At 73.2% G+C, this 17,169-nt stretch carries 19 protein-coding genes and 1 pseudogene; 10 read left to right on the top strand and 10 right to left on the bottom strand.

Annotation, left to right across the window (positions count from 1 at the left end):
• The first annotated feature begins 36 nt into the window (after positions 1-36).
• The 3 genes from ACIDOF_RS22650 to ACIDOF_RS22640 all read left to right on the top strand — a co-directional run bounded on the left by ACIDOF_RS22650 (position 37) and on the right by ACIDOF_RS22640 (position 2,596).
• On the top strand, positions 37-651 hold the full coding sequence (locus tag ACIDOF_RS22650; RefSeq protein WP_409007839.1) for an O-methyltransferase: 615 nt from the start codon (positions 37-39) through the stop codon (positions 649-651).
• A 150-nt stretch (positions 652-801) separates the two neighbouring features.
• Positions 802-1,944: a phosphate ABC transporter substrate-binding protein PstS gene (gene pstS, locus ACIDOF_RS22645; protein ID WP_409007838.1), complete on the top strand. Its 1,143-nt coding sequence runs from the start codon at positions 802-804 to the stop codon at positions 1,942-1,944.
• Between the two features lie 262 nt (positions 1,945-2,206).
• Positions 2,207-2,596, top strand: a complete 390-nt coding sequence (locus ACIDOF_RS22640; RefSeq protein WP_409007837.1) for a VOC family protein — start codon at positions 2,207-2,209, stop codon at positions 2,594-2,596.
• 17 nt (positions 2,597-2,613) lie between these two features.
• Here ACIDOF_RS22640 and ACIDOF_RS22635 read toward each other — a convergent pair whose 3' ends face one another.
• Positions 2,614-3,249 carry a hypothetical protein gene (locus ACIDOF_RS22635; RefSeq protein ID WP_409007836.1) on the bottom strand — a complete coding sequence of 212 codons (636 nt, stop codon included), beginning with the start codon at positions 3,247-3,249 and terminating at the stop codon, positions 2,614-2,616.
• Between the two features lie 261 nt (positions 3,250-3,510).
• On the opposite strand from ACIDOF_RS22635, the gene ACIDOF_RS22630 reads away from it, so the two are divergent.
• On the top strand, positions 3,511-4,557 hold the full coding sequence (locus tag ACIDOF_RS22630; protein ID WP_409007835.1) for a hydroxyacid dehydrogenase: 1,047 nt from the start codon (positions 3,511-3,513) through the stop codon (positions 4,555-4,557).
• Complete coding sequence (locus ACIDOF_RS22625; protein WP_409007834.1) at positions 4,554-6,539, top strand: DUF2264 domain-containing protein; 1,986 nt, start codon at positions 4,554-4,556, stop codon at positions 6,537-6,539. The genes ACIDOF_RS22630 and ACIDOF_RS22625 overlap by 4 nt, the downstream gene beginning before the upstream one ends.
• Here the strand turns inward: ACIDOF_RS22625 and ACIDOF_RS22620 are convergent.
• From ACIDOF_RS22620 to ACIDOF_RS22605, 4 genes are all read right to left on the bottom strand, one after another.
• The gene (locus tag ACIDOF_RS22620) at positions 6,523-6,873 is read right to left on the bottom strand and encodes a VOC family protein (protein ID WP_409007833.1); all 351 of its coding nucleotides are present in this window, start codon (positions 6,871-6,873) and stop codon (positions 6,523-6,525) included. The two genes, ACIDOF_RS22625 and ACIDOF_RS22620, sit on opposite strands and share 17 nt — an antisense overlap.
• Positions 6,874-6,910: 37 nt before the next feature.
• A complete protein-coding gene (locus tag ACIDOF_RS22615) occupies positions 6,911-7,843 on the bottom strand; it encodes a DMT family transporter (protein ID WP_409007906.1) in 933 nt (310 codons plus the stop codon).
• A gap of 74 nt (positions 7,844-7,917) precedes the next feature.
• A complete protein-coding gene (locus ACIDOF_RS22610; protein ID WP_409007832.1) occupies positions 7,918-8,514 on the bottom strand; it encodes a TetR/AcrR family transcriptional regulator in 597 nt (198 codons plus the stop codon).
• A gap of 57 nt (positions 8,515-8,571) precedes the next feature.
• The gene (locus ACIDOF_RS22605) at positions 8,572-9,156 is read right to left on the bottom strand and encodes a TetR family transcriptional regulator (protein ID WP_409007831.1); all 585 of its coding nucleotides are present in this window, start codon (positions 9,154-9,156) and stop codon (positions 8,572-8,574) included.
• A 99-nt stretch (positions 9,157-9,255) separates the two neighbouring features.
• On the opposite strand from ACIDOF_RS22605, the gene ACIDOF_RS22600 reads away from it, so the two are divergent.
• Positions 9,256-9,762, top strand: a complete 507-nt coding sequence (locus tag ACIDOF_RS22600; RefSeq protein ID WP_409007830.1) for a GNAT family N-acetyltransferase — start codon at positions 9,256-9,258, stop codon at positions 9,760-9,762.
• A gap of 10 nt (positions 9,763-9,772) precedes the next feature.
• Here the strand turns inward: ACIDOF_RS22600 and ACIDOF_RS22595 are convergent, their stop codons facing one another.
• The gene (locus ACIDOF_RS22595; protein ID WP_409007829.1) at positions 9,773-10,474 is read right to left on the bottom strand and encodes a FadR/GntR family transcriptional regulator; all 702 of its coding nucleotides are present in this window, start codon (positions 10,472-10,474) and stop codon (positions 9,773-9,775) included.
• Positions 10,475-10,621: 147 nt separating this feature from the next.
• Between ACIDOF_RS22595 and ACIDOF_RS22590 the strand changes: the two genes are divergently transcribed.
• The 3 genes from ACIDOF_RS22590 to ACIDOF_RS22580 all read left to right on the top strand — a co-directional run bounded on the left by ACIDOF_RS22590 (position 10,622) and on the right by ACIDOF_RS22580 (position 13,737).
• Complete coding sequence (locus tag ACIDOF_RS22590) at positions 10,622-11,173, top strand: gluconokinase (RefSeq protein ID WP_409007828.1); 552 nt, start codon at positions 10,622-10,624, stop codon at positions 11,171-11,173.
• 105 nt (positions 11,174-11,278) lie between these two features.
• Complete coding sequence (locus ACIDOF_RS22585; protein ID WP_409007827.1) at positions 11,279-12,706, top strand: gluconate:H+ symporter; 1,428 nt, start codon at positions 11,279-11,281, stop codon at positions 12,704-12,706.
• Positions 12,707-12,969: 263 nt separating this feature from the next.
• Entirely contained in the window at positions 12,970-13,737 is a 768-nt protein-coding gene (locus ACIDOF_RS22580) for a hypothetical protein (RefSeq protein WP_409007826.1), read from the top strand.
• A gap of 19 nt (positions 13,738-13,756) precedes the next feature.
• Here ACIDOF_RS22580 and ACIDOF_RS22575 read toward each other — a convergent pair whose 3' ends face one another.
• The 3 genes from ACIDOF_RS22575 to ACIDOF_RS22565 are packed head-to-tail and all read right to left on the bottom strand — an operon-like array spanning position 13,757 to position 15,601.
• Positions 13,757-14,173, bottom strand: a complete 417-nt coding sequence (locus ACIDOF_RS22575; RefSeq protein ID WP_409007825.1) for a VOC family protein — start codon at positions 14,171-14,173, stop codon at positions 13,757-13,759.
• Positions 14,174-14,183: 10 nt separating this feature from the next.
• A complete protein-coding gene (locus tag ACIDOF_RS22570) occupies positions 14,184-14,606 on the bottom strand; it encodes a helix-turn-helix transcriptional regulator (RefSeq protein WP_409007824.1) in 423 nt (140 codons plus the stop codon).
• Positions 14,603-15,601 (bottom strand): LysR family transcriptional regulator, encoded by a 999-nt coding sequence (locus ACIDOF_RS22565; protein WP_409007823.1) that lies wholly within the window; start codon positions 15,599-15,601, stop codon positions 14,603-14,605. The genes ACIDOF_RS22570 and ACIDOF_RS22565 overlap by 4 nt, the downstream gene beginning before the upstream one ends.
• 100 nt (positions 15,602-15,701) lie before the next feature.
• On the opposite strand from ACIDOF_RS22565, the gene ACIDOF_RS22560 reads away from it, so the two are divergent.
• Positions 15,702-16,325, top strand: a complete 624-nt coding sequence (locus ACIDOF_RS22560) for a maleylpyruvate isomerase family mycothiol-dependent enzyme (protein ID WP_409007822.1) — start codon at positions 15,702-15,704, stop codon at positions 16,323-16,325.
• Between the two features lie 103 nt (positions 16,326-16,428).
• On the opposite strand, the pseudogene ACIDOF_RS22555 reads toward ACIDOF_RS22560, so the two are convergent.
• Positions 16,429-17,067, bottom strand: a pseudogene (locus tag ACIDOF_RS22555) (dioxygenase); the annotation flags it as partial.
• Positions 17,068-17,169 lie beyond the last annotated feature (102 nt).

Below are 17,169 nucleotides of genomic sequence, written 5' to 3'. Positions count from 1 at the left end.
GGGAAACCTCAACTCCCGCCCGTACGTTGGCCGTTCATGGACGACCACACCACACACCCGCAGCTCGACCCGGACCTCCTCGGCAAGCTGCACGCCTCCGGCGTCGAGCACGACGCGGCGCAGAGCGACCGGCTGCTGCGCCGCCGCAACCTCGAACCGGAGTCGGCCGCGCTGCTCGCCGTGACGCTGCGGGCCATGGGCGCCCGGCGGATGGCCGAGATCGGCACGTCGAACGGCTACTCGGCGATCTGGTTCGCCGACGCCCTGCGCGCCAACGGCGGCGAGCCGCTGCTGAGCGTCGACCTGGACGCGCCCGCGCAGCGCGAGGCCGCCGCCAACCTCGCGGCCGCCGGGCTCGCCGCGCACGTCGAGCTGCGGGCCGCCGACGGGGGCACGGTGCTGCGGGAGTTGCCGGACGGCGGTCTGGACGCGCTGTTCCTGGACGCGGAGCGCACCGAGTACGCGGGCTGGTGGCCGCATCCGCGCCGGGTGCTGCGGCCGGGCGGCCTGCTGATCGTGGACAACGTCCTGTCGCACCCGGACGAGGTGGCGGAGTTCCTGGCCCTGGTCGAGGCGGACGAGGAGTTCACGTCGGCGACGACGGCACGGATCGGCAAGGGCCTGCATCTCGCCGTTCGGAAGACCGGCTGACCAGGACGGACGCGGGGGCGCGCGGCGCGGGCGGCACTCGCCCTTGAACCGTACGTAACCTTCCGTTCGCCTGGATTCCGCCCTCCGGCTCCCCTGGTCCGTGATCATCCGTGATCGATCAGAAGACTCTGAGGGGACAAGAGGACACAGGTGCAGCTCCGTCGCAGCGTACGCAGCAGCCGCAAGGCCGTTTCGAGCACGAGTGCCGTGGTGGTGGGCGGCCTGCTCCTCACGGGCTGCGGGCTCCTCGGCCCGTCGTCCGGCGACGACGCGAAACGGCCGGCCGCCTCGCCCGCCTCGGTCGTCGAGCTGGACTGCGCGGAGCGGGGACAGGTCGCGGGCGCGGGGTCGAGCGCGCAGCAGAACGCGATGACGTACTGGATGAAGGAGTACCAACGGGCCTGTACGGGCGTGCAGATCGCGTACAACCCGCTGGGTTCCGGCGCCGGGGTCGCGCAGTTCCTGCGGGGTGCGACCGCGTTCGGCGGCTCGGACAGCGCGCTCACGGACGAGGAGGTGCGGCTCTCCGGGAGGACCTGCGCGGGCGGGCGGGCGATCAACCTGCCGATGGCGGGCGGTCCGGTCGCGCTCGGCTTCAACCTGCCGGGCGTCGACGAGCTGGTCCTGGACGCGCCGACCCTCGCCAAGCTCTTCGACGGCCGCATCGACAGCTGGGACGACCCGCGCGTCGCGGAGCTCAACCCGGGCGTGGACCTGCCGTCGACGCCGGTCCACCCGGTGCACCGCTCGGACGACTCGGGCACGACGGAGAACTTCCAGTCGTACCTGTCGGACGCGGCCGGGGCCGCATGGCCGTACCCGGTGGCGAAGAACTGGCAGGCGCGGGGCGGGAGTTCGGCGTCCGGCTCGAAGGGCGTGGCGCAGGCGGTCACGACGACGACCGGGGCGATCGGGTATCTCGACCTGTCGGTCGCGGTGGAGCGGCACGTGGACACGGTGAGCGTCGACACGGGCGCCGACCGGCCCGTGGCGCCCACACCGCAGAGCGCGTCGAAGGGAATCGCTCAGGCGCGGACCGCGGGGCGCGGCAAGGACCTGTCGCTCGACTTCGACTACGGGACGTCGGCGGAGGGGGCGTACCCGATCGTGCTCGTCACGTACGAGATCGTGTGCGACCGCGGCAACCCGCGGGAGTCCCTGCCCGCGCTGAAGTCGTTCCTCACGTACACGTCCAGCGAGGAGGGCCAGTCCGCCCTCCCCCGCCGCCACTACGCCCCACTCCCGAAGGAGCTGGCGGAGGACGTACGGGGAGTCATCCGCACCCTGGACTGACGCGCCCCGAAAGGGGCGCGGGGCTGTGACATTTGCGGCTTCGCCGCGGGGCGCGAGCAACCACGACGGCGGGAAAGCCGAACGAACACCGCCGCAGGCTTTCGGGAAGGGGCGGGGAGGGGCAGAGGATCGAGCCCGTCCGGCGATTGAGGACGCGAGCCCGCAGGGCGAGGCAGAGAAGGCGCCCACAAGCGGCAGGGCCGGAAGGAAGCCGGAAGGAAACCACTGGCGGCGCGCCCAGCGCTGGGGCATGCTCACGCCCATGGTCTCGATGGTGCAGAACGTGGCGGTCGACTGCGCGGACGCCTATGCCCTGGCCCGCTTCTGGAGCGAAGTGACGGGTTGCCCGGTGGACCCGGAGGACGGCCCGGGCGCCGAGGAGACCCGCGTGCTGCTGCCGGACGGCCCGGACCTGTACTTCAACCAGGTGCCGGAGCCGAAGACGGTCAAGAACCGGGTCCACCTGTGCCTGCGGCCGACGACCTCCCGCGAGGAGGAGATCGAGCGCCTCCTGAAGCTGGGCGCCACGTACGTGGCCGACCGCCGCGAGCCCGACGGCTCCGGGTGGGCGGTGCTCGCGGACCCGGAGGGCAACGAGTTCTGCGTCCTGCGCAGCGACTCCGACCGCGCCGCCGGGACCACGTCCGCGTAGGCGAGGGCCGCGTGGGGCTACTCCGCGCCGCCTCCTCTGCTGCGCCGCACCTGCAGCAGCGTGAAGCCGATGACTCCCGCCACCAGGGCGCCGCCCAGGGCGAGTTGCGTGGGGCTGACGTCGGCGAACGTGCCGCCCGCGCCCGCCTTCACGCCGTGGTGCAGGCCGCCGGTGTGCCCGGCGGTGTGTCCTGCGGTGTGCCCGCCCGTGTGGCCGCCGGTCTGCCCGCCCGTGTGGCCCTGCCCTCCGGCGATCATCAGCGGCACCGACTTCGGCTTGCCGTTGCACGTGAACGTCACCTCGTACTCGGCGCCGGGCTTGGCGTCCGGGTAGACGTGTGCGGTGGCCGACTGGCCCTCGTTCAGCTCGACCGGGTCGAAGATCGGCGCGTCCACCGTGACCGTCGGCACCTGGCAGCCGCTGGAGCTGAGCGTGACCTGCCCGCCGGGCTTGACCGTGGTCGGGGTGACGCTCACCCGCCAGCCGCTGTTGTCGGCCACGGCCCCCGGCGCCGTCCGAGCCCCGTCGGCCTGCGCCCACGCCCCCGGCGCCGACACCGCCATCACCGCCGTCGTCGCCGTCACCGTGCAGGCCACGGCCAGCACCCCGGCCGCACCCCGGCGCCGTACCCGCTCCTGTACCCGTGCTCGCACAGCCCGTGTCCTCCTCTGCCCGGACTTCCGCGGGCACCCCCGCGCCGTCGCGGCATGCCCCTGCCTCAAGTGACGCTAGGGAGCCGCACGCCCCACCGCCGCCCGGCGAGGGCCAGACGAAGTACGCGGCGCCCCGGACCGCCCGCGCCCCACCCCGCCGGCACCGGCCCTCCCGATCTCCGCCCGGCCGGGCCCGCCGCGCCCCAGACTGGTCCCCGACGACCACCGACGACCACGTCGGCCTCTCGCAAGGGAGCACGTGTGCACCAAGTGACCGATCACCGCCCCGAGTTGCGCCTCGCGCCCCGCCCGCGCACTCTCCTCGTCATGGAGGACCGGGCCCTCGCCATGCAGTTCGGCCCGGCCGAGCTGTCCCGCCTCCGTTCGCTCGCCGACGTCCAGGAGCCGCTGTCCGTCAGCGAGTTGGGCTCGGCGGAGGCCCTTCGCCGGCTGGCCGGGGCCGAGGTGCTCATCACCTCCTGGGGCTGCCCGCGGCTCGACGCGGACGTCCTCGCCGCGGCCCCGCGCCTGAAGGCCGTCCTGCACGCGGCCGGATCCGTGCGCGGGCACGTCACGGACGCCGTCTTCGACCGCGGCATCCTCGTCACGACGGCCGCGGACGCCAACGCGGAGCCCGTCGCCCACTTCACCCTGGCGGCCGTCCTGTGGGCGTTCAAGAAGGCCCCGTTCCTCGCGCAGGACGCGCGTACGCACCGGGAGGACCTGAGTTACCTGGACGGGCGCGGCGAACTCAGCGGTGTGGGACGGACGGTGGTCGTCGTCGGCTTCTCCCGCATCGGCGGCCGGGTCGTCCGGCTGCTGCGCGAACTCGACCTGGCCCGCGTCCTTGTCGTCGACCCGGTGGCCGACCCCGAGGCCGTGCGCGCGGCCGGGGCCGAGCCCGCGAGCCTCCCCGACGCCCTGCCGCAGGCCGACGTGCTGACCCTGCACGCCCCGGCCCTGCCCGAGACGCGGCACCTGATCGGCGCGGCCGAACTGGACCGGCTGCCCCCGCACGCGGTCCTGGTCAACACGGCCCGCGGGAGCCTCGTCGACACCCGCGCCCTCGAAGCCGCGTGCCGGGCGGGCCTGCACGCGATCCTCGACGTCACCGAACCCGAACCCCTGCCCGCCGAATCGCCGTTGTACGACCTGCCGAACGTGATGCTGACCCCGCACATCGCGGGCTCCCTCGGCTCGGAGTCGCGCCGGATGACCGCCATGGCCCTCACCGAACTCGACCGACTCACCAGCGGCCGTCCCCCACTCGCCCCGGTCAGCCGGGACGCCCTGGCGGTGCAGGCATGAGTCCCATGATCCGTAAGGCAGTTGACGGGGTTTCAGGCAGCAGTGCGCTCTCCCCGTACACCGGCTGGGAGCGGCGGCACTGGGCCGCGCTCGCCGACCGGATGCTCGGCGCGCTCGACGCCCACCGCTCCCCCGGCGGCGCCCGCATCCTGCTGCCCGGCCCGCCCAGCATCTCCGGCCCGGACTCCGACGGCCTGGAGGGGTACGCGCGGTCGCTGCTGCTCGCCGGGTTCCGGATCGCGGGCGAGGGCGGGGCCGACCCGGGCAACGTCCTGGAGCGGTACGCGGCCGGCCTCACCGCGGGCACCGACCCGCACCACCCGGAGGCCTGGCCGCGCCCCGACCGGCTGCCGCAGGCCAAGGTGGAGGCCGCGTCCCTCGCCCTGATCCTCCAGCTGACCCGGACGTGGCTGTGGGACCGGCTCGACGACCGGGTGCGCGAGGCGACGGTGGAGTGGCTGTCGACGGTGGTCGGTGAACCGTACGTACGGAACAACTGGGTGTGGTTCCGGATCGTGACGGAGTCGTTCCTGCGGGAGGCGGGCGGGCCCTGGTCGGCGGCGGACGTCGAGGAGGACCTGGCGTTCCACGCGTCGATGCGGCGCGCGGGCGGCTGGCTGTCGGACGGCGCGGAGCGCAATTACGACCACTACGTGGGCTGGGCGCTGCACACGTACCCGCTGCTGTGGACGCACCTCTTCGACGTGACCGGCACGCTCTGCCCGGCCGACGTGCGGGCCCGCTGGGAGGCCGACCTGGCCCGGTATCTGGACGACGCGGTCCGCCTGGTGGGCGTAGACGGTGCGCCGCTGCTGCAGGGGCGGAGCCTGGTCTACCGGTACGCGGCCGCCGCGCCGCTGTGGACCGGCGCCCTGACCGGCGCGACCGGACTGCCGCCGGGGCTCACGCGCCGTGCGGCGAGCGGCATGCTCGACCACTTCACGCGGCGTCAAGTCCCGGACGACGACGGCCTGTTGACGTTGGGCTGGCATCACGCGTGGCCCGCGATGCGGCAGTCGTACTCCGGTCCGGGGTCGCCGTACTGGGCCGCGAAGGGCATGCTCGGGCTCGCGCTGCCCGCCGGCCATCCGGTGTGGACGGCGGTGGAGGAGCCGCTGCCGCTGGAGGAGGCGGACCAGTTCCGGACGGTCGAGGCGCCGGGCTGGCTGCTGTCCGGGCGGCGCGAGGACGGCCTGGTCACGGTCCTCAACCACGGCACGGACCACGCCCTGCCCGGCACGGTCCGCGCGGACGCCCCGCTCTACGCCCGCATCGGCTACTCCACGGCCACGCTGCCGCCGCCGACCGGGCCGACCGTCGCGGACCCGCTGGACAACACGGTCGCCCTCCTGGACGCGCGGGGCCGGGCCTCGCACCGCACGGGATTCGAGGCGCTCGGCACGCGGGAGTTCCCGCACGGCGCCCTGTTCGCCGCCTCCTCGGGCCGCGTCCACTGGGTGGACACGTCGGCGGACACGGGCCCGGACCACGGCTCGGGCCGCACCGGTCCGGCCGTCCCGGGCCCGGTGGTCACGGTCGCCTCGGTCGTACGGGAAGGGGTCGAGGTGCGCCTCGTCCACGTCGAGGGCCCACCGGGGCCTGCGGTCCGACTCCGCCTGGGCGGCTGGCCGTTGGCCTCGGACGTACGGCCCGCGGCTGTCACGGGGACGTCGCCGTTCGCCGTGACCCTCAAGACGGACCGGCTCGCCTCGCGACTGCACGCGCTCGCGGGGTTCGACGACGCGGGCGTGCACACGGAGGAGGAGACCGGCCCGCTCGGCCGGTTCACGGCGATCCCGTGGCTGTCTGCCGCAGTCCCCGCACCCGGAACCGTCCTCGCGGCTGCAGTCACCCTGTCCCGCGAGGCCCCCACACACCACCCCGCCGTCCACCTGCATCTGGACCACAGGGTCCAAGTCGCGTGGCCCGACGGCGTGGTGACGGAGGTTCAGCTGCCGAGGCCGGTCAGCGCCGATGGGTGAGCACGTTCACCACGCGCCCGTCGGGGTCCCGTACGAAGAACCGTCGTACGCCCCACTCCTCGTCCTGCAACGGGTGCACGATCTCCGCGCCGCTGTCGCGCAGCGCCGCGTGGACCGCGTCCACGTCCTCGACCTCGACGCTGATGTCGGGCACGACGGGCGCGGACTGATCGTGCGTCATGAAGCTGACCTGCGCGGTGGGTTCGGACGGCGAGGCGAGCGTCATGATCCAGCCCTGGTTCATGACTTCCTCGAAGCCGAGCTTCCCGTAGAAGTCCCGGTTCTGCTCCATGTCCTTCGTACGGAAGTCGGGCATGGCCCGGCGGATGGTCATGGTCGGTCACTCCTGTCCACCGCCTGCGGCGACGGTGCTACGACGACGGGGTTGCGTCCCTGATTCTCTCCGCCGGCCCCGGCTCCACACGCACCCTGCGCGGGCGGCGCGCGGGCGCGGTGAGCACGGCGAGGCAGGAGACGACGAGCGCGACGCCGGCCCAGCCGGAGGCGGGCAGGCGTTCGCCGACGACGAGGACCGCGAGGACCGCCGCGACGGCCGGTTCGAGCAGCGTCAGCGTCGTGGCCGTGCTCACCGGCACCCGCGCGAGCCCCCAGCCGAACAGCACGTACCCGGCGAACATCGGCACGAGCGCCATGTACGCCCCGACGGCAGCGTTGGACCAGGACGCGAGGAGCGGGCCGCCGGTCAGCACCAGCACCGGCACAAGCAACAGCCCGCCCACGCCGAACACCGCGCCCATCGCGGCGCGCGAGGGCACGCCGCGGGTGATGAGCCGGTGCGCGGCCCAGGCGTAGAGGGCGTACGTGGTGGCGGCGAGCAGGCCGAGGGCCACACCGGCGAGGGTGCCCGCCAGGGTGCGGCCGTCGGCGGCGCCGGGGGCGTGGTCGGACTCGGCGAGGCAGAGCAGCACGGTCCCGGCGAGGCCGAGGATCGCGCCGATCTTCCAACGGAGCGTCAAGTTCCGTCGGTCCAGGGCGCGTTCGATGACGGCGGAGGCGAGCGGCGCCGTGCCGAGGGAGACGACGGTGCCGACGGCGACACCGGCGAGGCGCATCGAGCTGTAGAACGCGAGCGAGTACACGGCCACGGCGACCGCGCCGAGCAGGACCGTGCCGCGCCGGGCCCGGAGTGCGGGGGCGTGGCGGGCGGTGAGGGGCGCGGCGATCAGCGCCTGCAGGAGCCCGCCGAGCCCCATGGCGACGGCGCCGACGGCGAGCGGCCCGACGCCGGGGGCGAAGGTCGCGGCGGTGCCGGTGGTGCCCCACAACACGGAGGCGGCCAGCACGCAGAGGGCGCCGAGGCCTGCGTTGGGCTGCGCGGCGGGGCGGCCGGTGTGCTGGGCGCGCCCGGTGCGCCCGGTCACAGGGCGTCCAGGAGCGACTCGGCGAGAACGCGGGCGCGCCGCACGCGGGCGCCGTCGCCTTCGAGCCCCGCACGTGCCATGGAGCCTTCGAGGAGGAAGGCGAGGTGTTCCGCCAACTCCCGCGCCTCGTCGGGCCGTTCGGGCAGCAGCTCGGCCAGGTGCCCGGCGACGAGCTGCTCGACCTCCTCCTTGTGCCGCCGCACGACGGCCCGCCCCTCGTCCCGCGCGGGCAGTTCGGCGGCGGCGTTGAGCAGCCCGCAGCCGCGGAAGCCGTGCTCGTACGCGAACTCGGCGTGGTCGGCGTAGGCGTCGAACACCGCGAGCACGCCCGCGCGGGGGCCGTCGGCCTCGGCGAGGCGGGCGCGGTAGAGGCCGAGCCACTCCTCGTGGCGGGCGTCGAGGTAGGCCGCGACGAGTTCGGCCTTGGAGGAGAAGTTGTTGTAGAGGCTCATCTTGGCGACGCCGGCCTCGGCGGTGATCGTGTCGATCCCGGTGGCCGCGACGCCGTCCGCGTAGAACCGCCGCGCGGCGGCGGCGAGCAGCCGCTCCCTGGCGGGCCTGCGCCGCCCGCTCCCCGATCCGGCCTCCGGCATCGCACACCTCACTGATTGGGTAGACAGGTCTACCTAATCTAGCGGATGGCGCCCAGGTCACGCACCGAGGTGCGCCAGGTGGACCCGTACCGCGGCAGTGGCGCGGGGTTCGTCGTCCGTGGCGAGGAGGTCGAGCAGCGCGCCGCGGAGCACGGCGAGGGCGAGGGTGCGCCGGGTCGCCCCGGCTTCGCCGTTCCGCTCGGCCGGCGGCTGGCAGGCGGCGAGGGCGTCGAGCCAGTCCTCGACGGTGCGGCGCGCGAACCCGCCCCAGGCTCCGTCCGGTTCGACCAGGGACCGCGCGTACGCCTCCGCCCACAGCCGCAGCAGCGGGCGGTGCTCGGGGGCGGCCAGCCACGCCCACACCTCCTCGACGGCCCGCGCGAGACCGATCGGCTCACTTCGCTCGGCGGCCTCGAAGCGGTCGAGCAGGGCCAGCTCGTCGGCGCGGGCGCGGGCGAGCAGGGCGCGGACGAGCCCGTCCTTGCTGCCGAAGAGGAAGATCAGGACCCGGGGGCTGGAGCCGATGGCCGCGGCCAGGGGGCGGAGCGAGAGGTCGGCGAGACCGTGCGTCAGCGCGTACCGGTAGGCCGCCTCCAGGAGTTCGACCTGACGGGCGGAGGGGGTTGTCGTGTCCTCGGGCATGGGCCTAGCCTAAAGCTACTGAAACAGTCGTGTCAGTGGACGCGGAGGCCGTTCGGGAACACGCCGGAGCCGCGCGCCACACGGTCACGGGAGCGCGCCATGGCAGAGCGGGAGCAGCAGGCACACGTCGTCGTACGACCGGCGGACCGGCCGGGCGACCTCGGCTGGGCCGTGCTGGCGCACGGCGAGGTGTACGCCGAACAGTTCGGCTGGAACGGGGAGTTCGAGGCGCTGGTCGCCCGGATCGTCGCCGACTACGCGGCCGGGCACGACCCCGCGCGCGAGGCGGCGTGGATCGCCGAGGTCGACGGCGAGCGGGCGGGCTGCGTGTTCCTCGTGGCGGACGAGCAGCCGGGCACGGCGAAGCTGCGGACGCTGCTCGTCACGCCGAAGGCACGGGGGCTCGGCCTGGGCAGCCGGCTCGTGCAGGAGTGCCTGGACTTCGCGCGGGCGGCCGGGTACCGGCGGATGACGCTGTGGACCAACGACGTCCTCGTGTCGGCCCGCCGGATCTATCAGGCCTACGGCTTCACGCTGGTGGACGAGGCCCCGCACCACAGCTTCGGGCACGACCTGGTCGGGCAGAACTGGTCGCTCGACCTCTGACGTCCCGCACTCAGGGCGCCAGGACGTCCAGCTCCTCCAGGGCGCCGAGGGTGATCTCCCGGGTCAGCTCCTCCGCACGCACCGCGTCCCGCTCGCGGACCGCCTCCGCGACCTTGACGTGCAGGGTGACGGCCGCCGGGTCCGGGTCCTCGAACATGACCTGGTGGTGCGTACGCCCCGTGAGGACCTCCGCCACCACGTCGCCGAGGCGGGCGAACATCTCGTTGCCGGAGGCGCACAGGATCGTGCGGTGGAACTCGACGTCGTGGAGCAGGTAGTCCTCCAGGCGGTGGCCGCGCGAATTGGCGACCATGCCGAGGGCGCACTCGGTGATCTTCGCGCACTGCTCGGCCGTGGCGTTCCGGGCGGCGAGGCCCGCGGCCGTCGGCTCGACGGCGGAGCGGAGGACGGTCAGGGAGCGCAGCTGGCGCGGGCGGTCGGCGCCGGCGAGACGCCAGCGGATCACCTGCGGGTCGTACACGTTCCACTCCGGTGTCGGCAGTACCGTCACGCCGACGCGGCGGCGGGACTCGACGAGGTGCATGGACTCCAGGACGCGCACCGCCTCGCGCATCACCGAGCGTGACACCTCGAACTCCTTACAGAGCTCGTCGATCCGCAGGACGCTGCCCGGCGGGTACTCGCCGCCCGTGATCGCGGGCCCGAGGGTCTCCAGTACGCGGGCGTGCAGCCCTCGGACCTGTGCAGTCATGGCCCAAGCCTACGGCGGGAATACCCGAAGTTAAGTCTGACTTTTAAGCCACAGACTCTTGAAATCCTCATACCTAATGGGTTTCAGTGTCGTGACGCACGACTTCGGCCGTGTGAACAGATGTCGAAGAAGACAGCGAGGCAAGCCATGAACACCCCTCACGTGGTCGTAGTCATGGGCGTGGCAGGAACCGGCAAGACCACGATCGGTCCCCTGCTCGCGGAACAGCTCGGCGTTCCGTACGCCGAGGGCGACGACTTCCACCCCGAGGCGAACATCGCCAAGATGTCGGCCGGCACTCCGCTGACCGACGACGACCGGTGGCCGTGGCTTGATGCCATCGGTGTGTGGGCCCACGGCAGGGCCGGTCTCGGTGGGGTGGTCAGCAGTTCGGCGCTGAAGCGGAGCTACCGCGACCGGCTGCGTTCGGCGGCGCCCGGCCTCGTCTTCGTGCATCTGACCGGTTCCCGTGAGCTGATCGAGGACCGGATGTCGCACCGCCAGGGCCACTTCATGCCGACGGCCCTGCTCGACTCGCAGTTCGCCACGCTCCAGCCGCTCGGCCCGGACGAGGCGGGCGTCGAGGTCGACGTGGCGGGCTCCCCCGAGGAGATCACCGCACGCGCCGTCGCGGCCCTCCGCACCCTGGACTCCGCGAACGACTCCTCCCCCGAGCCGTCCCCGACGTCCCCGCAGTGACCTTGCGCGCCGCCGTCCCCCCGGCGGTGCCCCCGGTCGCGTCCGCACTCCCCCGGCGGACGCGGACTGTCCCCCCGTAACCCCCTCTCCTGCAAGGGAAACACCGTGACCAGTCTCAGCGTCGAGACGTTGGCAGCGGATGCCGTCGAGCCGATCACGTCCGCGGGCCACGCCCAGCTCGGGATCGCCGTACTCGCAGGCATCGCCGTCATCGTCCTGCTCATCACGAAGTTCAAGGTGCACGCGTTCCTCGCGCTCACCATCGGGTCGCTCGCGCTCGGGGCCTTCGCCGGCGCGCCCCTCGACAAGGCCATCACGAGCTTCACCACCGGGCTCGGCTCCACCGTCGCGGGCGTCGGCGTGCTGATCGCCCTCGGCGCGATCCTCGGCAAGCTGCTCGCCGACTCCGGCGGCGCGGACCAGATCGTCGACACGATCCTGCGCCGGGCCGGCGGGCGTTCCATGCCCTGGGCGATCGTGCTGATCGCCAGCGTCATCGGGCTGCCGCTGTTCTTCGAGGTCGGCATCGTGCTGCTGATCCCGGTCGTGCTGATGGTCGCCAAGCGCGGCAACTACTCGCTGATGCGCATCGGCATCCCGGCCCTGGCCGGCCTGTCCGTGATGCACGGCCTGATCCCGCCGCACCCCGGCCCGCTCGTCGCCATCGACGCGGTCGACGCCAACCTCGGCGTCACGCTGGCCCTCGGTGTGCTCGTCGCCATCCCGACCGTGATCATCGCCGGTCCGGTGTTCTCGAAGTTCGCCGCCCGCTGGGTCGACATCCCGGTGCCCGAGAAGATGCTGCAGGGCCTGCAGGGCTCCGCCGCCGACTCGGACGGCCGCCCCACCAAGGAGGACGCCAAGCTGCCCGGCTTCGGCGCCACCATCGCGACCGTGCTGCTGCCCGTCGTCCTGATGCTGTCCAAGGCGCTCGTCGACATCGTCGTGGACAACCCCGAGCACACCGTGCAGCGCGTGTTCGACGTGATCGGCTCCCCGCTGATCGCCCTGCTCGCGGCCGTCATCGTCGGCATGTTCACCCTCGGCCGGGCCGCCGGCTTCTCCAAGGGCAAGATCACGGCCACGGTCGAGAAGTCGCTCGCCCCGATCGCCGGCATCCTGCTGATCGTCGGCGCCGGCGGTGGCTTCAAGCAGACGCTGATCGACTCGGGCGTCGGCGAGATGGTCCTGGAGATCTCCAAGGACTGGGCGATCCCCGGTCTGGCGCTCGCCTGGCTGATCGCGGTCGTCATCCGCCTGGCCACCGGCTCCGCGACCGTCGCGACGGTCTCCGCCGCCGGTCTGGTCGCGCCGCTCGCCGCCGACATGTCGACCACGCACACGGCCCTGCTCGTGCTCGCGATCGGCGCCGGCTCGCTGTTCTTCAGCCACGTGAACGACGCGGGCTTCTGGCTGGTGAAGGAGTACTTCGGCATGAACGTCGGCCAGACCATCAAGACCTGGTCGGCCATGGAGACGATCATCTCGGTCGTCGCCGGAGCGCTGGTCCTGCTCCTGTCCTTGATCATCTAGACCGGCCGGTCCCCCCACCGGCCACCCCGGCCCCGCCTCGACGCTCCCCCCGTGCGTCGAGGCGGGGCTCTTTCACGTTCGGCACGCGCCCCCTCTGTTCGGTCCCTCGGCCCCGATCCGCACGGCCCTCGGTCCCGACTGCCGTGCGGATCAAGCCACTTCGGCGTTGCGGAGCCACGCCCGGCAACGCGCTGATTACCGTGCGTACGTCCATCGGCCCCCTCGTGCCGATCCCCCATCCCGTACGGAGAAGGACCCCCGCCATGCGTGCGCCCGCACTCCCCCATCGACAGCTCAACAGTCTCGCCACCTGGTTCCTGGCGACGGTGGCGCTCGCCGCGGGGGCGGCGCTGCTGTGGTCCACCGGTCCGTCGGCGGCCGAGGTCCGGTCGCTGGCCGGGGAGGTGCTGATCACGTCGGTGGGGATCGCGGTCCTGGTGAACCTCGTCAACAAGCGCCGGGACCGGCAGGAGTTGACCGAGGCGATCGGGCTGCGGCACGACGTCGAGCAGAGCGGGCTGCTCGCGGTGGGCGCCGACTACCTCGACCTGATCGACTGGGACGATCACCTGTCCCGCACCCGCACCCTCGACGTGTCCGGCGCCTGGTCGACGACGTGGCGCGGCGCGCACCGCGAGGCGTTGCTGCGGCTTGTGCGGCGGCCGGGCGCGAAGGTGCGGTTCTTCCTGGCCGACCACACCGACCCGGCGTGCGTGGCGGCGCTGAGCGCGCGGTTCCACCCCGTCTACACCGAGCACGACGTACGGGCGAAGGTGCAGGAGGCGGTCGCGGACTGTGTGCGGCTCGCGGGGGCGGCGCCGGCCGGGGCGGTGGAGATCTGGGCGTGCCCGGGGTTCCGGGCGTCGACGCTCTACCGGATGGACGACGCGCTGGTGGTCACGCAGTACCACTCGCAGCCGGACCGGCAGTCGGTGCCGAGCCACGCGTACCGTCCCGGATCGCCGCTGCACGCCTTCTACGAGCGGGAGTTGGCGGCGATCCGGGACGGGAGCAAGCAGATCTTTCCGTGAGGCCGTGCCCTTGTGCGGCTCAGCCCTTGGGGGCCTGGTTGAAGCGGAGCATGTTGCCCGCGGGGTCGCGGAACGCGCAGTCGCGGACGCCGTAGGGCTGGTCGACGGGCTCCTGGAGGACGTCGCCGCCGGCGGCGCGGATGCGTTCGAAGGTGGCGTCGACGTCGTCCGTCTGGAAGATCACACCGCGCAGCAGGCCCTTGGCGAGCAGTTCGGCCATGGCCTTGCGGTCCTCGGGGGACGCGTTCGGGTCGGCGAGCGGCGGTTCGAGGACGATGTTGACGTCGGGCTGGTCGGGTGAGCCGACGGTCACCCAGCGCATGCCCTCGAAGCCGACGTCGTTGCGGACTTCGAGGCCGAGCACGTCCCGGTAGAAGGCGAGCGCCTTGTCGTGGTCGTCGACGGCGATGAAGCAGGTGGAGAGGTTGATGTCCATGCGTTTCACGCTAGGCGTCCGGCGCGGGCTTCGCTTCTCCGTTCCTGACCGGCCGGGTGTAGACCTTCGCGATGCAGGCGGGGACGGCGGCGCCGTCGGCGTGGTCGCGGGCCCGGTAGGCGCTGGGGCTCTCGCCGACCAACTCGGTGAAGCGGGAGCTGAACGAGCCGAGTGACGTACACCCCACCTCGAAGCACACCTCCGTCACCGACAGGTCGCCGCGCCGCAGGAGTGCCTTGGCGCGCTCGATGCGGCGGGTCATCAGATAGCTGTACGGCGTCTCGCCGTACGCGGCGCGGAAGCTGCGGGAGAAGTGGCCCGGCGACATGAGGGCGACGCGGGCGAGGGCGGGCACGTCCAGCGGCTGCGCGTAGTCACGGTCCATGACGTCGCGCGCCTTGCGCAGCCGGACGAGGTCCTCGAGGTTGCTCACCCGTCCAGTTTTCCACAGGGCTCCCGGGGCCGTCGGAGGTTTTCCACAGGCTCGGCGGGCGGGGGCGCGGCTGGGCTACGGTCACTGTGTGTGAGCGGCACGGAGGTGCGGAGGCGCGTGAGGAGGGCACGGGCCGCGGGGCTGTGGGGTCCGTCCGTGCGCCAGGCGAGGGCGACGCGGCCGCGGAGGGTGTGGTCGGCCAACGGGTGGGTGCGCAGCCCGAGTCGGTGTTGTTCGTCGGCGGTGAGTTCGGGAAGGAGGGCGACGCCCAGGCCGCGGGCGGCGAGCCGGGCGAGGAGTTCGGGGGCGGCGGCCTCGAAGGCGATGCGGGGTGCGAAGCCGGCGGCCGTGCAGGCGCGGTCGAGGACGCCGCGGATGCCGGTGCCGCGCGGCAGGCTGATCAGAGGGCGGTCGCGGAGTGCGGTGAGGGGCAGTCCTGCGGCGGGCGGGCTGTCGAGGAGCGGGTCGCCGGGGGCGGTGGCGACGACGAGGGGCATGTCGACGATGACCTGGTGGTCGAGGTGCGGGCCGAGGTCGGCGTCGGCGATCCCGAGGACGGCGATGTCGAGGGCGCCGTCGGTCAGCGCGGCCTGCATGCGTTCCGACGTGTCCTCGGTGAGGGCGATGTCCACGCCGGGGTGGGCGTCGTGGAAGTCGGCGAGGACCGAGGCCACGTCGAGTTCGTCGGCGGCGGCGCCGGAGACGAAGCCGATCCGCACCCGGCCGCGGAGCAGGCCGGTGCACTCGGCGACGGTGTCGCGCAGTCCGTCGACGGCGGCGAGCGCGGCGCGCGCGTACGGCAGCACGGCCTCACCGACCTCCGTCGGCACGACGGTCCGGCCGCTGCGGTGCAGAAGTCGCTGCCCCAACTCCCGCTCCAGTTGGCGGATCTGGGCGCTGATGCCGGGCTGGGCGAGGTGCAGCCGGGCTGCGGCACGGGTGAAGGAGGACTCTTCGACGACGGTGACGAAGTAGCGCAGCTGCCGCAGTTCCATGGCGGCTGATTCTAGAAGGGGTGCTTATGGGTACGAGAAGAGACCGCTCTTGGACTTCTGGGGCGGGGGCGGTGATCGTGGAGGGCATGGAGTCGCACGCATGGAACTGACGAGCCCGAACAGCCTGCTGCCGGGCATGATCGCGGCCGAACGGCGGGAGTTCGCCGACCTGTTGGACGCTCTCACCGGGCAGCAGTGGGACGCGCCGAGCCTGTGCGCGGGCTGGCGGGTGCGGGAGGTCGCGGCGCACATGTCGATGGGGTTCCGCTACTCCGTGCCGCGCGTGCTCGGTCACCTGATACGGGCGGGCGGGAGTCTGCACCGGATGACGGACCGGCTCGCACACGCGGACGCGGCGGACGCCTCGCCCCGTCAACTCGCCGCGTGGATACGGGAGAACGCCCACCATCCGTGGACCCCGCCGGTCGGCGGGCGGGCGGCGGCGCTCGGGCACGACGTGGTGCACGGCCTCGACATCACCGTGGCGCTCGGCCTGGACCGGCGGGTGCCGGAGGAGCGGCTGCGGGTGCTGCTCGGTCAGGTCACGTACAGGAGCGCCAAGTTCTTCGGCGCCGACCTGTCCGGGGTGTGCCTGCGCGCCGACGACCTCGACTGGTCCTTCGGCACCGGCACCCCGGTGACCGGCGCGGCGCAGGACCTGCTGCTGTACGCCTACGGGCGGCGGGTGCCGGAGGGGCGGCTCGTGACGGGCGGGCGCGCCTGAGGTGCGGGCGCCTCGGGTGTGCGGGCGCGGGTCGGCGGGCCCGCCCGGACGAGGTCAACCCCCCACAGGGTCAACGCTGTTGAGGGCGCTCCTGCTGGACGACGCGGGCCACGTTCAGGACGAAGTCGAAGGTGCCCTGGCGGTCGGTGCCGTTGTCCTGGACGGTCATGAGGAGCGCCGGGTCGAAGAGGGCGTCGGTGTTGTTGCGCGGCTCGTTCGGGAAGTACAGCTGGGTGGTGAGGACGCGCTGCCCGGGCGCCTGTGCCTTGACGTGCAGATGCCGGGTGCGGCCCGGGTAGAGGCCCGGCACGATCGTGGTCAGCGCGAAGGCGCCGGTGGAGTCGGTGAACTGGTGGCCGCGGAAGGCGTATCCGGCGAGGTCGTACGCGCCGTTGTCGTCGGCCTGCCAGAAGTCCAGCAGCACGTCGGGCAGCGGCTTGCAGGTGCGGCTGAAGACGTAGCCGCGCACGGTGAGCGGGATGCCGGGGGTGCCGGGCGCGGCGAGGTTGCTGCGCCGCGGCGAGTTGGGTTTGAAGTACGGGCCTTCCATCTGCTCGTGCGTCGGCCCGTCGCCGTCGTCGCAGGTCGGGGTCGGAGCGAGGGGCCCTCCGTGGGCGGCAGCGTCGCGGGCGAGCGCGGTGCCCCCGGAGGCGAGCAACGGCACGGTCCCGGCGACCAGGGCGGCCCGGAGCAGCGCTTTGCGGGAGAGGTCGTTGGAGGGCGGGGGCGGGGGCGGCGTCATCGGGTGGTACCTCGCATTCCTCGGGCGTGGGGCGGTGGATGCGTGGTGCGTCGGGGTGGCCCCGGGGTTGGTGCTCCGGGAGCGGAGCTTCGGGATTGGCAC

Origin of the sequence: Streptomyces sp. Da 82-17 (genome assembly GCF_046098215.1) — a bacterium.
Lineage (GTDB): Bacteria > Actinomycetota > Actinomycetes > Streptomycetales > Streptomycetaceae > Streptomyces.
Note: the sequence above shows the minus strand (reverse complement) of the source record. Positions and strands in the feature narration are given on the sequence as shown.